Below are 16,198 nucleotides of genomic sequence, written 5' to 3'. Positions count from 1 at the left end.
GGGGTCGTGTGGATCTGTCGTCGCGTGGTGTGCGGGTGGATCCTGGTGTGGGGTTGGTATCGGGTTCGGAGGTGTATTTTTCGAGTTGGTCGGTGGATGCGCTGGCCCGGGTGATCGGTGGGGTTGCGGGGGTGCGGGAGTGGGTGGCGCCGCGCCGGGTCCCGTTCGTCGGCGTGGCCGACGGGACGGTACGGGTGCCGGGCCGTCCGGCGCGTGCGGTCTCGGAGCGTGAGTCGCGGGTTCTCGAACTCTGCGACGGAGTACGTTCCGCCCATGTCATCCAGCGGCTGCTGGGACCGGACACCGATGTCACCGAGGCGCTCGACACCCTGGTGGGACTCCGGTGTGTCACCTGGCGGCTGGAGGTGCCCGCCGACACCCGGCCCGAACTGCGGCTGCGCGAGATCCTGGACCGGATCGGCGATCCCGCCGTACGCGAACCCGCGCTCGCCAAGCTGGACACGCTGGAGCGCGGGCGTGACCGCGTACGGGCGGCCGGGGACGACCCGGAGCGGCTGATCGCCGCGCTCGCCGGCCTGGAGGAGGACTTCGAGCGGCTGACGGACGTCGCCGCCCAGCGTGAGAAGGGCGCCACCATCGCGCCCTGCCGGGCCCTGGTCTACTCCGACTGTGTGCGCTCGGCCCAGGCCCGAATCGGTGGCGACATCGTGACGGCGCTGGCACCGCTGGACCTCTTCATGACCAGCGCCACCTGGCTCACCTCCCGGCTCGCCGAGCAGGTGATGCGGCGGGCAGGTGAGATGTTCGACCGGCTCGTGGGCGAGACGGCCGGGGACGGCGGGAGCAGCGGGGACGGCACGGTGGATCTGGCGTCCTTCTGGTTCGCCTGCCTGCCCGTCCTGCACGGCGAGGGCGCCGCCGACGCGGTCCGCCTCCAGGAGGAGTTCCGCCGGCGCTGGAGCGGCATCCTGAACCGGCATCTGTCGGGGGGCGCCCGCCGGGTCCGGGTCTCCGGCGCGGAGATCGCCGACCGGATCGAGGAGGCCTTCGGCGGTACGGGGACGGGCTGGACGGCGGCCCGCTATCTCAGCCCGGACGTGATGGTCGCCGCGGCCGACACGGCCGCGCTGGAGCGTGGTGAGTTCGAGCTCGTCCTCGGTGAACTCCATCTCGCCACCAACACCTTGGGCGCCTCGCTCTTCGTCCATCAGCACCCGGACCCCGAGGAACTGTTCGCCCGGACGAGCCGCGACCACCCCGGCCCCCGGCTGATGCCGTTGCTGCCCAAGGAGCACAAGTCCCGGCTCTCCGCCCGGATCCGACACTCCCTGGTACGGCCCGAGGACTACCATGTCGCCCTTCTGGACGACACGGCGGTTCCGGGCCGGCCCCGCACCGTCCTGAGCGCCGACGCCCGGGTCGAACGGCGGGCGGACCGCCTGGTGGTGGTGCTGCCCGACGGTGCGGTGTTCGACGCCGTCGATGTCTTCTCGCACGTCCTCACGACCCTGGTGATGGATCTCTTCCAGATCCTTCCGGAGAACGACCGCTCGCCACGGGTCACGGTCGACTCGCTCGTGGTGGCCCGTGAGACCTGGCGGTTCGTGGCGTCGGGGATGGAGTTCGCGGGTGAGAAGAGTGAGGCGCGTCGGTTTGTGCGGGCGCGTCAGTGGCGTGCGGCGCAGGAGTTGCCGCGGTGGGTGTTCGTGGTGTCTCCGACGGAGCCGCGTCCGTTTTTCGTGGATTTCGACAGTCCGGTGTATGTGAATATTTTCGCGAAGGCGGCGCGGAGGCTGGCGCGTAAGGATCCGTCGGCTCGTATGACGGTGTCCGAGATGCTGCCGACGCCGGAGCAGGCGTGGCTGACCGATGACGAGGGCAACAAGTACACCTCCGAACTCCGCTTCGTCGCCGTCGACCGACTGATTCGCTCCTTTCGCTGTTCCCGCTGTTCCCGCTGTTCCCGCCCGGGGCGGTCCTGACCACCAGGACCGCCCCGGGCTTTCGCCTGTGCCCGCCCGCCTGATTGCCCGCCCGCCTGATTGCCGGCCCGCCCACTCACCCGCGGTACGTCCGTCCGCCCGCCCACTCGCCCGTCCGTCCGTCCATCGAGCGGCCGACCGTACGGCAGCACACAGCGGAGCGGTGGGACACCGTCCTCCGGTGTCCCACCGCTCCCTGTCGAGCCGAGCTGATCCGTGCCGTCAGCCGTCAGCCGTCAGCCGTCCGCGGGCCTCTCGCCCGGTCCCTCCCCGGCGATCACCGCGTCCATGACCTCCGCCAGCCGTGACACATGCGGCGGCTTCATCACCCCGAAGTGGTCGCCCGGCACCCGGTGGACCTCCACGCCCTCGGTGAGCAGATCGCGCCAGCGGCTCAGATAGTCCTCGAAGGACTGGCCGAACGCCACCTCGTGCTCGCCCTGGGCCAGTTCATCGCTGACGATCAGATGGAGCCGGCCGGGGAAGGGACGGTGCCGGTAGGCCAGATCCATCTCCATCACCTCCCGCCAGATCCGGGCGGCGCGCGGCCACGCCTCGCCGACGCCCTCGTCGGGCAGGGTGATACCGGTCTCCTCGTCCACGTCGTCGACCAGGTGGTTCAGCAGATCCAGGATCTCCGCCCGGCGCTCCGGCGTGTCCGCCTCGGCGCCGCCCCGTGCCACCTCGTCGACCAGCCGCTCCAGCCGGCGGATCAGTGCCAGCTCCCGCCAGCCCTCGGCCCGTTCGTGCGCGTCGAGGCCCGGGTCGAGGAGCATGAAGGTGACCTCCTCGCCCGCGGCCACCAGCCGGCTCGCCATCTCCGAGGCGATCCCGCTGCCGCCGCACCAGCTGAACAGTACGTACGGACCGACGGGCTGGAGGGCCCGCAGCTCGGTGAGATAGCGCTCGGCCATCTCCTCGGCGGTCGGCGGGCTCGCCGAGGCGTGCGGTCCCGGCCACTCGAACGCCGCCACCGGCCGGTCCGTCCGCAGATGGGGCGCGAGCCGCAGATACCAGTGGGCGCTGCCACCGCCGGGATGGACGAAGAACAGCGGACGGCCACTGCCCTTCTCGCGGATCCACAGCATCGCCCGGTTCGTCTCCTCGCCCGCCCCGCCCTCCGCGGCCTGCGCGCTCCGGGCGGATTCGATGCTCGCCGCCAGCCGGGCGACCGTACGGTGCTCGATGAACGACCGGAAGCGCAGCTCCAGTCCGTGCCGCGCGCGCAGCGTCGCCACGATCCTCATCAGCGCCAGCGAATGACCGCCCAGCTCGAAGAAGTCGTCGTGCGCGCCGACGCGTTCGACGGCCAGCGCCTCGCTCCACGCCTCCGCGACGGCCTGCTCCAGCTCGCCCGAGGGAGCCACGTACGGCGCCAGGAGCGCGGGCCGCGCGCCGTCCGGTACGGGAAGCGCCGCCCGGTCGATCTTGCCGGCGGGCGTGAGCGGGAAGGCGTCGAGGACGAAGTAGTGCGTCGGCAGCAGTCCCTTCGGCACCCGGCCGCGGAGATGATCGCGCAGTCCGGCGGGCTCGGCCTCATGGCCTTCGGCGCTCTCGGCATACGCGACCAGTGTCGCGTCGGCCGTGCCCGCGCGGTGCACCGTGACCACCGCCGCGGCCACCGCGGGATGGCCGAGCAGCAGATTCTCGATCTCGCCCGGCTCGGCCCGCAGCCCGCGCACCTTGACCTGGTGGTCCCGGCGGCCGTGGTACTGGAGGGTGCCGTCGGTGTTGCGCGACACCAGATCGCCGGTGCGGTAGAGCCGCGCCCCGGGCCGGCCGCCGTAAGGGTCGGGCACGAAGCGTTCCGCCGAGAGGTCCGGACGGTTGAGATAGCCGCGGGCCAGCCCGGCCCCGCCCACATACAGCTCGCCCTGGACCCCGTCCGCCACCGGACGGAGGTCCGCGTCGAGGACGTACACCTGGAAGTTCCCGATGGGCCGGCCCATCGACGGCGAGGCCGACGGTCCGCCCGGCCCGGCCGTGCCGCGCACCCGGGCGGGAGGCACCGGCGCGAGAGTGGCGCACACCGAGGTCTCCGTCGGCCCGTAGGCGTTGATGAAGGTCACCCGGTCCGACCAGCGCGCCGCCTGTTCGGCGGAGCATGCCTCTCCGGCCGACACCAGGACGCGCAGACGCGGGAAGTCCTCGGGTGCCAGCCGGTCCAGCAGCGACGGCGGCAGTGTCATATGGGTGACCAGTTCCGCCTGCCGGCGCAGATCGCCCGGGTCGGTGTCCGGAGGCGGCAGCACCAGTGCGGCGCCGTTGGTGAGCGCCATGACCACCTCCCAGACGAAGGCGTCGAAGCTCGGCGAGGCGAACTGGAGCACCCGGTCGCCCTCCCGTACATCGAGGTGCTCACGCTGCGCGTACCGCAGATTGAGCGGTCCCCGGTGCGGTACGCCGACACCCTTGGGCAGTCCGGTCGATCCGGAGGTGTAGATCACATAGGCGAGACTGTCGAGCGAGGGCCGGTCCCGGCCCCCGGGACGCGGCGCCGGAAGCTCTCCGCCCCGGATCTCTCCGTCCCGGATCTCTCCGTCCCGGATCTCTCCGTCCCGGTCCTCTCCGTTCGCCAGGTCGCTCCCGTACAGGTCCTCGACGTCCTCCACCGAGCAACTCACCCCGGACGGAAGGGCGGTACGCAGCGCGCGCGTGCTGAGCAGGACCGTGACCTCCGCGTCCGTCAGCATGTGACGCAGCCGCTCGGCCGGATACTCCGGGTCCAGCGGCAAGAACGCGCCCCCGGCCTTGAGCGTCGCCAGCAGGGCGACGATCAGATCCGGGGTGCGGGGCAGATACAGGCCGACGATGCTGTCGGGCCCGACGCCCCGGGCGCGCAGCCGCCGCGCCAGCCGCTCGGCGCGCTCGTCCAGCGTGCGGTAGTCGACGGTGTCGTTCCCGTACCGCAGCGCGACCGAGTGCGGTGTCGAACCGGCCTGTTCGGCGACCAGTTCATGCACCAGCCGACCGGCCGGCACCGGCAGCTCCGTGTCGTTCCCCCGGTGTACGGTCCGGTCGTGGTCGGCGGGCGGCAGCGTCAGCCCGTACGCGTCACCCTCCGGGTCGGCGGCCATCGCCTCCAGCACATGGCGGTAGACCCGGCCCAGCAGTTCCAGCCGGCTGCGTCCCACCAGGCTCGGCCGGCCGCCGAGCCGCAGCACTCCCGGGAACGTCCACACCTCCAGGGCGAGTTCGCTGGGGCTGAAGTCGTCCACCATGCCGACCTCGTCGGACTCCCAGTCCAGGACATGGAAGTCGAGATAACCGAAGGCCACATCGATGAGCGTCGGCGAGGTGCCCCACTCCCGCTGCATGGCGGGCATCGGATAGCGGCGGTGCGGCCACAGCTCGGCCTCACCCGCGAAGACCTCGCCGACCAGCTCACGCCAGGTCGAGGCCGACAGATCGGCGGCGAACGGCACGGTGTTGAGATACAGCCCGCGCACCTCGTCGCCGCGTGCCTGCTCCGGTCTGCCGTTGCAGACCAGCCCGGTGTGGAAGCGCCTGCGGCCGGTGACCGCACCCAGGGCCCGCAGATGCGCGGCGTGCAGCACGCTCTTCAGCGAGCCGCCCGCCGCCGCCGCGAGCCTTCGCAGACCCGGCAGCAGATCCCGGTACGGCACATCGACGATGGTGGCCTTCTCGTCCCGCTCCGGGCTGCCCCAGGCCGGCGGAAGCTCGAACTTCTCGCTGCCGCCGATCCGTCGCGCCCAGAACGCGCGGTCCTCCTCCGATTCGAGCGCGGCGCGCTCCAGCGCGACGAAATCGGCGAACCGCACATCGGGCGGCGGCGGCAGATCCGGGGTCCGGCCCCGCCGTACCGTCCGGTACAGGGAGATCAGCTCGGCGACCACCGAGGTGTGACTCCAGCCGTCCAGAATGGCGTGCGCCTCGATGTGGGTCAGCCACCACTCCTCGTCGGAGATCTGATGGACGTGGTAGCGCAGCAGCGGAGGACGGCCGAGGTCGAAGGGCCTGCGCCGCTCGCCCACCAGGAAGCCGTCCACGATCGCCCGCTGGTCCACCGCCGCCATCGACCGCAGGTCGTCGAATCCCAGCGGCAGTTCGGCCTCGCGGTGGACGAGCTGCATGGCCTCGGAGTAGCCGGAGAGGTCGAACGAGGTCCGCAGGATCTCGTTGCGGGCGACCAGGAGCCGGGCCGCCTCGGTCAGTGCCGCCCGGTCGAACGGCAGCTCGTCACGGACCTTGTAGCAGGAGACGTTCTGGTAGACGGCCCGGTCGGTCGCCGCCAGCATCTCGTAGACCATCCCGGCCTGGGTCTGCGCCATCGGGTACGCGTCGTCCAGACCGTCCGGCAGCCGGGCCCGGTCCTGCTCACCGACCAGCGCGAACCGCTCCACGAGCGCGTCGGGCGCCACGGAACCGGGTGTGCCGTCGGCGGACTTCGAACGGGAGCGCACCAGCTCCGCGAGCTCCGCCACCCGCTGACGGGTGAACAGGTCGACCACGGACACCTCGAAGCCCTGCTCACGCAGCCGGCCGACGGCCCGGATCGCGCGCAGCGAGTCACCGCCGAGCTGGAAGAAGCTGTTGCGCACCCCCACCTTGTCGACGCCCAGGGCCGCGGCGAACGCCTCGGCGAGCGTCCGCTCCAGCGCGTCGCGCGGCGCGGTGTACTCCCCGGCCCAGAGTGAGCCGGTGTCCTCGGGCGCGGGCAGCGCCTTGCGGTCCACCTTGCCGCTGGTCGTCAGCGGCAGCGCGTCCAGCAGCATCCAGTGCGCCGGGCACATGTGCTCGGGCAGCTTCCCGCGCAGCTGCTCCCGTACGGCGGCGACATCCGCGGTGGCGGGCGTGAGATGGGCGACGAGCCGCTCGTCGTGCAGGGTGACCGCGGCCGCGTCCACGCCCGCGCACTCGGTGAGCACGGCCTCGATCTCACCGAGCTCGACGCGCTGGCCACGGATCTTGACCTGGTGGTCCAGCCGCCCGAGATACTCGATGGTGCCGTCGGCGCGGTACCGGGCGAGATCGCCGGTACGGTACAGCCGCTCGCCGGGCGCGGTGGCGAACGGGCTCGGTACGAACCGTTCCGCCGTCAGCGCAGGCCGGCCGAGATAGCCGCGGGCGAGCTGCACACCGCCGAGCAGCAGCTCTCCCGGCACACCGACCGGGACGGGCCGCAGCCCCTCGTCCACGATGTAGGTACGGGTGTTGGCGATGGGACGTCCGATGGTGACCGGCAGACCCGGCGCGCACCGCGCGGCGGTGACGTCCACCGCCGCCTCGGTCGGCCCGTACAGATTGTGCAGCTCGCAGCCGATCCGCTCGTGCACGGCCGTGACCAGGTCGGCCGGGAGCGCCTCGCCGCTGCACATCATCCGCCGCAGGGTGGGCATCGCGGGCAGCGGTCCGGCCAGGAACGCGCGGAGCATGGAGGGTACGAAGTGCAGTGTGGTGACGCCCTCGTCGGCGATCACCCCGGCCAGATACGCGGGATCGCGATGCCCGCCGGGCCGGGCCAGCACCAGGGTGGCGCCGGTCGTCAGCGGCCAGAAGAACTCCCACACGGACACGTCGAATCCGTACGGCGTCTTCTGGAGCACCCGGTCCGCCCCGGTGAGTCCGTAGGTCTCCTGCATCCAGCGCAGCCGGTTGACGATGGCGCGGTGCTCGACCACCACCCCCTTGGGACGGCCCGTCGATCCCGAGGTGTAGATGACATACGCGGGATGCCCGGGCGCCGGGCGCGAGTCGGTGCCGGTGCCGGAGGGTCCGGACGGCACGAGGGGCCCGGACGGGCCGGACCGGTCGGCGTCGATGTCCACGATCCGCCGGTCCCCGGCGCCGTCCCCGCCGGACACCAGCGCCGCCAGGCCGGCGTCCGTGACGACGACCGTCGCCGCCGCGTCGTCCAGCATGAAACCGACGCGCTCGCGCGGATACTCCGGATCCAGCGGCAGATACGCGCCCCCGGCCTTCATGACGGCGAGCAGCGCCACCACCAGACCGATTCCCCGGGGAAGACACACCCCGACCACGGACTCCGGGCCCACACCGTGCTCCCGCAGCTCCGCGGCGAGCCGGTCGGCCTCGGCGCCGAGCCGGGCGTACGACACCGTCGTGCCCTCGTACCGCAGCGCGGGCGCGTCCGGGGTCCGGGCGGCCTGGGCCTCGAACAGCGCGGGCAGCGTTCCCGACGGATACGGCCGTGCGGTGTCGTTCCACTCCTCCACCAGCAGACCGCGCTCGGCCGGTGCGAGGATCTCCAGCTCGTCCACCGGCAGTTCCGGTTCGGCGGTGGCGCTCTCCAGGAGCCGGGCGAAGTGGGCGGCGAACCGCTCGGCGGTCTCGCGGTCGAACAGCGCCGACGCGTAGTTCAGGGCTCCAGACAGAGAGCCGTCGGACCGCTCGGAGACTCCGAGCGTCAGATCGAACTTGGCCGTGCTCTCCCCGACCGGCAGCCGGCCGACCGTCAGCGGACCCATGGTCCGGGGCCCGGCCGTCGCCGCCGACTCCTCCTGCCAGAGCAGCATCGCCGAGAACAGCGGTGTACGCGACGGATCGCGCTCCGGCGCCAGTTCGTCCACCAGCCGCTCGAACGGCACCTCCTGGTGGCCGTACGCGTCGAGCGCCGACTCCCGTACGCGCCGCAGCACCTCGGTGAAGGAGGGCGAGCCGGACAGATCGGTGCGCAGGACCAGGGTGTTGAGGAACAGACCGGCCATGTCCTGCACCTCGGGCCGGTCGCGGCCGGCCACGGGTGTGCCGACGGCCACGTCCCGCTGCCCGCTCCAGCGGCCGAGCAGCACCGCGTACGCGGCGGTCAGCGCCATGAACGGTGTGGCGCCCCGGGCGCGCGCCAGCGCCGTGAGCCGTCCCGCCACGTTCGCGGGCACCTCCAGCGGCACCTGGGCGCCGGCGGTCTCGCGTACGGCGGGACGCGGCCGGTCCGTGGGCAGCTCCAGCGGCTCCAGCCCGGCGAGCCGCTTCCGCCAGTGGACGAGCTGCCGCTCCAGCAGTTCCCCGGAGAGCCGTTCGCGCTGCCAGACCGCGAAGTCGGCGTACTGCAAGGGCTCCTGAGGCTCCGCCGTCGGACGGCCGGCCACCGCGTCGCCGTAGCGGGCCGCCACCTCGGCCACCAGCAGATCCTCGCTCCAGCCGTCGGAGGCGATGTGATGGAACGTCAGCAGCAGCGCGTGCTCGTCCAGGTCCAGCCGGACCAGGGTCGCCGAGAAGACGGGACCGGTCGCCAGGTCGACGGGCACCCGCTCGGAGGTGACGAGGGCGGCGAGACGGGCGTCCGCCCGCTCCCGGTCCGGTCCGCGCAGATCGAGCCCGGTCAGCGGAACGGGGCCCGGCTCGTCGATCATCTGCACCGGCTCGCCGTCCACCACCGGATAGCGGGTGCGCAGCACTTCGTGCCGGGCGGCCGTCCCGTCCAGCGCGGTGCGCAGGGCGGCCCTGTCCAGCTCGCCCCGCAGCCGCAGGGCGGCGGTCATCAGATACTCCGTGCCGCCCGGCTGGAGCTGGTCCAGGATCCACAGCCGGCGCTGTGCGAAGGACAGCGGCAGCGGTCCGCCGCGCGGGGCCCGGCCGATGCCGTCGCTCCGCCTGGGCGCCGCTCCGCCGCGCAGCCGCTGCCGCAGCAGCTCCTGCCGCAGGGCCGCCCGGTTGCCGGTCTCGGTCTCGGTCATCGCGCACTCCTCTGGGACAGCAGTCCCGCCACTTCGTCGTCCGACAGCCCGGCGATCTCGGCCTCCACGGCCTCGGTCACCGCCTCGGCCAGCCCGGCCACCGTGGTGGCCTCGAACAGCCTGCGCAGCGGCAGGTCGACCGCGAACGCCTCCCTGATCCGTGCGAGCACCCGGGTGGCCAGCAGGGAGTGGCCGCCCAGGGCGAAGAAGTCGTCCAGGGCGCCGACCCGCGCCACATCGAGCACCTCGCACCAGATCGCGGCGACGGTCTCCTCCGCCGGATCGCGCGGCGCCACGTACTCCCGTCCGCCGTCCGTACGGGCGAGCACGGGATCGGGCAGCGCCGTGCGGTCCACCTTCTTGCTGGTGGTCAGCGGCAGCGCGGGCAGTGTCACCCAGAGCGACGGGATCATGTACTCGGGCAGCAACTCACCCAGATGGGCGCGGAGTTCGCCGATGCCCGGGACCGAGCCGTCCGGCCGGGCCACCAGATACGCGGCCAGCCGCCTGTCGCCGGGCGCCACCTCCGCCGCCACCGCCACGGCCTCCTGGATCGCCGGATGGCGCACCAGGGCTGCCTCGATCTCGCCCAGTTCGATCCGCAGTCCGCGGATCTTGACCTGATGGTCGATCCGGCCCAGGAACTCGATCGTGCCGTCGGGCCGGTGGCGTACGAGATCGCCGGTCCGGTACAGCCGCTGCCCGGGCTCGGTGCCCAGCGGATCGGGCACGAACCGGTCGGCGGTCAGCTCCGGCCTGCCGTGGTACCCACGGGCCAGCCGTACCCCGCCGAGGCACAGCTCACCGGGAACACCGACCGGGACCGGACGCAGATCGGCGTCCAGCACATAGGCCCGGGTCCCGGCCACCGGCCGTCCGACGGGCATCGCCGAGGCAGCCTGTTCCCCGGCGGGGCCGGTGTCCGGTTCCGCGCCCACCCGGTGGAGCAGGCAGGTGACGGTCGCCTCGGTGGGCCCGTAGTTGCACAGGAAGCGTCCGGGCAGCCCGGTCTCGGCCCAGCGCCGCACGTCGGCCGCCGTGACCACGTCGCTGCCGACATTCATCAGCTTCAGCCCGGTCAGCCGGTGCAGCGAGCCGGACTCCGCCATCGCCCGGTAGTAGGCCGGGGTGATCTCGACGATCGTCACCTCGTGCTCGGCGAGCCGGGCGGGCAGCTCCGCGGGCGTCCAGAAGACCGGATCACCCACCACGATCGTGGCGCCGGCGGTCAGCGTGGCCGCGATCTGGTCCATCGCCACGTCGAAGGTGAGCGCGGACAGCAGCACCACCCGCTCACCGGGCTCGATGCCGTACTCGTCCGCGATCACCCGGCAGTGATGGGCGTACGAGCGGTGCTCGATCATCACACCCTTGGGACGCCCGGTGGAGCCGGAGGTGTAGATGACATAGGCGAGATTGCCCGGTGCGACCGGCACGGGCACGTTCGCGGACGCCTCCGTGCGCGCCGGCGCCGGCGCGTCCTTCACCGCCCCCGGTCCGCCGGTCCCGTCCTCGCCGTCGACGGTGACCACGTGGTACGGGCCGGTCTCCAGCCGCTCCGCGAAGTCCGCGCCGGCGACCACCACCCTCGCGCCGACATCGCCCAGCATGAAGCGCAGCCGCGCCGGCGGATGCAGCGGATCGAAGGGCGCGTACACCCCGCCGGCCTTGAGCACCCCCAGCAGCACCACGACCGCCTCGGCGCTGCGCTCCAGGCAGGACGCGACGACCGTCTCGGGTCCGACGCCCAAGGAGCGCAGCCGGTGCGCGAACCGGTTGGCGCGGGCGTTCAGCTCCGCGTAGCCGATCTCCAGATCTCCGGAGACCACCGCCACCGCGTCCGGTGTCCGCGCGGCCTGCCGCTCGAACAGCTCCGGTACGGTCAGGGCGTGCTCGGCCGCCGGGTCCAGCCGGGCGAGCCGGTCCCTCTCCGGATCCGGCCAGGTGTGCACCAGCGTGCGGTGCTCGGCGTCGGTGAGCAGCGCGAGATCGCCGATCCGCGCGTCGGGACCGGCCGTGACACTGTTCAGCAGCGCCAGATAGTGCCCGGCCATCCGCTCGACCGTCGCCCGCTCGAAGAGCCCGGTCGCGTACTCGAACCAGCAGTGCAGCCGTCCGTCCGGACGCTGCTTGACCGTCATCGTGAGATCGAACTTCGCCACGGCGGGCCCGGTGTGGACCGGCTCGATGACCGAGCCGCCCAGCGTCGCGGGCACGCCCTCCATGTGCTGGAGTTCGAACATCACCTGGAACAGCGGATTGCGGGAGAGATCGCGGTCGGGCCGCAGCGCGTCCACGAGATGCTCGAACGGAACGTCCTGGTGGGCCATCGCCTCCAGGGACACCGTGCGCACCTGGTCCAGGAAGTCCGTGAAGGCAGGATTGCCCGACAGGTCGTTGCGGATCACCAGGTTGTTGGTGAAGAAGCCGACCAGTTCCTCGGTCTCCTCCCGGGTCCGCCCGGCGACCGGGGTCCCGACGGCGATGTCCGTACGGCCGGTGTAGCGTCCGAGCAGCAGCTGGAACGTCGCCAGCAGGACCATGAACGGTGTCGCGCCGTGCCGTGCCGCCAGGTCCGCGACACCCTGGCCCGTGCGGGCCGGCACATCCACGATCACCGTGTCGCCACGGGCGTCACGCACGGCTGACCTGAGCCGGTCGGCGGGCAGTTCGACCGGGCTGAGTCCGGCCAGCCGGTCACTCCAGTACGCGAGCTGGCCCGCGATCTCGCCCGCGGACTGCTGCGCGCGCTGCCAGGCGGCGAAGTCCGCGTACTGCACGGGCTGCGCGCGCAGCGGCGAGGGCCTGCCCGCCGCGAACGCCTCGTACGCCGCGTTCAGGTCCTTCAGACAGATCCCCATCGACCAGGCGTCGAAGGCGATGTGATGCAGCGTCAGTCCCAGCAGGTGGTCGTCGGGCGCCGTACGGATCACCGTGACACGCAAGGGCGCCTGCCGCTCCAGGTCGAACGGCAGACCGGAGGCGCGGTCCAGCAGCTCACGGGCCGTGGCACCGGCCTCCGGCATCCCGGACAGATCGTGCAGGGTGAAGTCGACGGGGCCCGGCGGATCGATGAGCTGCACCGGATCGCCGCCGCGCGAGACATAACGGGTGCGCAGGATCTCGTGCTTGGCCGCGGTCGCGTCCACCGCCCGCCGGAACGCCTCGATGTCCAGCGGGCCGCGCAGCCGCAGCGCCACCGGCACGACGTACTCGTCGCTGCCCGGATCGAGCTGGTCCAGGAACCACATACGCTGCTGGCCGAACGAGAGCGCCAGCTCCCCGCCGCGCTCCACCGGCCGGATCCCGGGCTCCTCGTCCTCCGTCCCCGCCGAACCGACCCGGGCGGCCAGCTCCGCGACCGTACGGGCGTGGAACAGCTCTCCGACCGTCAGCTCGACGCCGAAGGCGCGCCGCAGCCGCAGCACCAGCCGGATCGCCAGCAGGGAGTGCCCGCCGAGCGCGAAGAAGTCGTCGTCGGCGCCGACCCGCTCCACCCCGAGGACCTCGCCCATCAGCTCGGCGACGGTCCGCTCGGCGGCGGTGCGCGGGGCCGTCCGGACCACTCCGTCCGGCCGGCTCCGGCTCTCCGGCGACGGCAGCCGCCCGCGGTCCACCTTGCCGTTCGGTGTCAGCGGAATCGCGTCGAGAGGGATGGTGACCGACGGGATCATGCTCTCCGGCAGCCGGGCCGCGAGCAGGGCACGCAGCTCCTCGGACTCCGGGAGCGGTGTCCCCGGCGCCGCTACGAGATGGGCGACCAGCTCCGTGTCGCCGGACTCCGGCCGGTGCGTGGTCACCACCGCGGCGGCGACCGCGGGATGGGCGGTGAGAGCCGCCTCGATCTCGCCCGGCTCGATCCGGACGCCTCGCACCTTGACCTGCTCGTCGATACGCCCGACGAATTCCAGCGCGCCGTCCTCGCGACGGCGCACCAGGTCCCCGGTGCGGTACCACCGCTCACCGGGCGTGCTCGGGAACGGATGCGGAGTGAAGCGGTCCGCCGTCAGATCTCCCCGGCCCGCGTAGCCGCGCGCCAGACCGACCCCGGCGACACACAGCTCACCGGGAACCCCCACCGGTACGAGCTGATCCTCGGTGTCCACCACGAACGTGCGGACATTGGGCAGCGGACGGCCGATCGGGACGATCTCGGTCCGCTCGGTCCCGTCGTAGCGCCATGCCGTGGAGTCGATCGCGCACTCGGTGGGCCCATAGGTGTTGAACACCTCGGCGTCGACCGTCCCGCGCAGCCGCGCGCAGAGCTCGGCGGGCAGCGGCTCACCGGCCGAGCACACCAGCCGCAGCGCGGAGCACTCGGCGAGATCCGTCTCGGCCAGCAGCAGGCGCAGCACCGACGGGACGAGCTGAAGGACGGTCACGTCGTGCTCGGCCACCGCGCGGACCATGACCGAGGGATCGCGATGGGCCTCCTCGGGCGCCATCACCACGGCGCCGCCCGACACGAGCGGCGAGAGGAACTCCCAGACGGCGGCGTCGAAACCGATGGTGGTCTTCTGGAGCACCCGGTCGCCCGGGCCGATCCCGTACCGGTCCACCGACCACAGCACACGGTTGCGTATGCCGGCATGGGTGACCACCACCCCCTTGGGCCGACCGGTCGAACCGGACGTATACATGATGTAGGCGGCATCGGTATTGCCGACCATCACCGGCGCCCTGAAGGCCGTGTCCGCCGGCACGCTCTCGTCGTGCCCGGCGGCGTCGACCGTCAACACATGAGGATGAGCGGGCAGCCGGTCGCGCAGCGACTCCTGGGTGAGCAGCACCTCGGCCCCGGCGTCGGAGACCATGAACGCCAGCCGCTCCGCCGGATGGTCGGGCGCCAGCGGTACATAGACGCCACCCGAGGCGAGCACCGCGAGCAGCGCCGTGACCAGGTCACCGCTCCGGTGCAGCGCCACACCGACCGGTGTGCCGCGGGTGACTCCCCGGCTCCGCAGCCGCAGGGAGAGCGCGCCCACCCGCCGCGCGAGCTCCGCGTAACGGATCTCCTCGCTCCCGGACACCACGGCCAGCGCATCCGGTGTGGCCCGTGCCCGCTCCAGGAACAGTTCGGACAGCGAGCGGTCGGTGGTCACCGTGTCCGTGCGGTTCCACTCGGCGAACCGCGCCGGTTCGGACCCGGGAACGATCTCCAGCCGGTGCACCGACACATCGGGCCGGTCGGCTATGTCGGTGAGCAGCCGCAGCAGTCCCTCCGCCGTCCGCTCCATACGCGCCGCGTCGAACAGGGCCGTCGGATAGAGGAACCTCGCCTCCAGCGAGCCGTCCGGACGCGCGGCGAGATGCAGCGACAGGTCGAAGGCCGAACCGGCCGTGGCCGACTCGTACTTGGAGACCTCCAGACCGGGCAGCCGCAGCGGCCGGCGCCGGGCGTTGTGCAGCGCGAACCCGACCTGGAAGACCGGATTGCGGGAGGGGTCGCGCTCCGGGGCCAGATCGGCGACGACCCGCTCGAAGGGTACCTCCTGGTTGCTGAAGTCGTCCAGATGGGCGTCACGGACGCGCGCCAGCAGCTCCACGAACGACGGATCGCCGGACAGATCGGTCCGCAGCACCACGGTGTTGAGGAACATGCCGATCATCTGGTCCAGCTCGGGCTGGTCGCGGTTGGCCACGGAGACGCCGACCGCCACGTCGCGCCGGCCCGTGTGCCGGGCCAGCAGAAGCTGGAACGCGGTGAGGTACGTCATGAACGGTGTCGCGCCCGCGCGCCGGCCGACCTCGTCGACCCGCGCCGCGAGCGCGGCCGGCACCGTGAAGGACAGACTGTCCCCGGTGGCGTCCCACCGGGCCGGCCGGGGCCGGTCGGTGGGCAGCTCCAGCGGATCGAGATCCGCCAGCCGCTCCCGCCAGTAGGCGCGCTGCCGGTCCATGGACCCGGCGGACGCCTCGTAGCTCTCGCGCTGCCACTGCGCGTAGTCCAGGTACTGCACGGGCAGCGGTTCCAGCGGCGACGGCTCGCCCTTGGCGAACGCGGTGTACAGCGTCTCGATCTCCTCGGCGAGCACACCCCACGACCAGCCGTCGAAGGCGATGTGATGCACGGTGACCAGCAGCGCCGTGTCGTCCGGGCCGAGTGTCACCAGCGTCAGCCGCCACGGCGGGCGCTTACGCAGATCGATCGGTGTGCGCAGCTCGGTGGCGCTCAGCTCCCGCAGCCGCGTCTGCCGCTCGTCCTCCGGCAGCCCGGCGAGATCCACCAGCGCGGGCTCCACGGGCCGTGGCGGATCAACGATCTGCGCCCCGGTGCCGCTGTCGCCGTCTCCGTCCTCGTCGGCGGAGCCGTACCGGGTGCGCAGCACCTCGTGACGTACGGCGATCTCCGTGAGCGCGGCCGTGAGCGCGCCGGTGTCCAGCGGCCCTCGCAGCCGGAACGCCTCGTGCAGGAGATACTCGGTCGTGGCTCCGGACCGCAGCTGATCGAGAAACCAGAGCTGTTCCTGTGCGAATGACAGCGGGTACGGGCCGTCGCCGGTTGCCATCGGTCGCCTCCCAGAGTGAGAAGTAGGGTTCACGGGACCGGGATGAGGACACCCGGTGATGCGGAACGGGACGCTCCGCCAAGGGGGT

At 72.3% G+C, this 16,198-nt stretch carries 3 protein-coding genes; 1 reads left to right on the top strand and 2 read right to left on the bottom strand.

What is annotated here, in order from left to right:
- The first annotated feature begins 110 nt into the window (after nucleotides 1-110).
- The gene (locus BFF77_RS09535; protein ID WP_245703332.1) at nucleotides 111-1,943 is read left to right on the top strand and encodes a lantibiotic dehydratase; all 1,833 of its coding nucleotides are present in this window, start codon (nucleotides 111-113) and stop codon (nucleotides 1,941-1,943) included.
- Nucleotides 1,944-2,179: 236 nt separating this feature from the next.
- Here the strand turns inward: BFF77_RS09535 and BFF77_RS09530 are convergent, their stop codons facing one another.
- Nucleotides 2,180-9,601 (bottom strand): non-ribosomal peptide synthetase, encoded by a 7,422-nt coding sequence (locus BFF77_RS09530; RefSeq protein ID WP_066946327.1) that lies wholly within the window; start codon nucleotides 9,599-9,601, stop codon nucleotides 2,180-2,182.
- Complete coding sequence (locus BFF77_RS09525) at nucleotides 9,598-16,110, bottom strand: non-ribosomal peptide synthetase (protein WP_066946323.1); 6,513 nt, start codon at nucleotides 16,108-16,110, stop codon at nucleotides 9,598-9,600. The genes BFF77_RS09530 and BFF77_RS09525 overlap by 4 nt, the downstream gene beginning before the upstream one ends.
- Nucleotides 16,111-16,198: the final 88 nt, after the last annotated feature.

The sequence above is a fragment of the Streptomyces lushanensis genome (assembly GCF_001700515.1).
Lineage (GTDB): Bacteria > Actinomycetota > Actinomycetes > Streptomycetales > Streptomycetaceae > Streptomyces > Streptomyces lushanensis.
Note: the sequence above shows the minus strand (reverse complement) of the source record. Positions and strands in the feature narration are given on the sequence as shown.

Bases quoted from the DNA above. Each gene is read 5' to 3' on its own strand.
- BFF77_RS09530 (WP_066946327.1), bottom strand. From the start codon at position 9,601: ATGACCGAGACCGAGACCGGCAACCGGGCGGCCCTGCGGCAGGAGCTG.
- BFF77_RS09525 (WP_066946323.1), bottom strand. From the start codon at position 16,110: ATGGCAACCGGCGACGGCCCGTACCCGCTGTCATTCGCACAGGAACAG.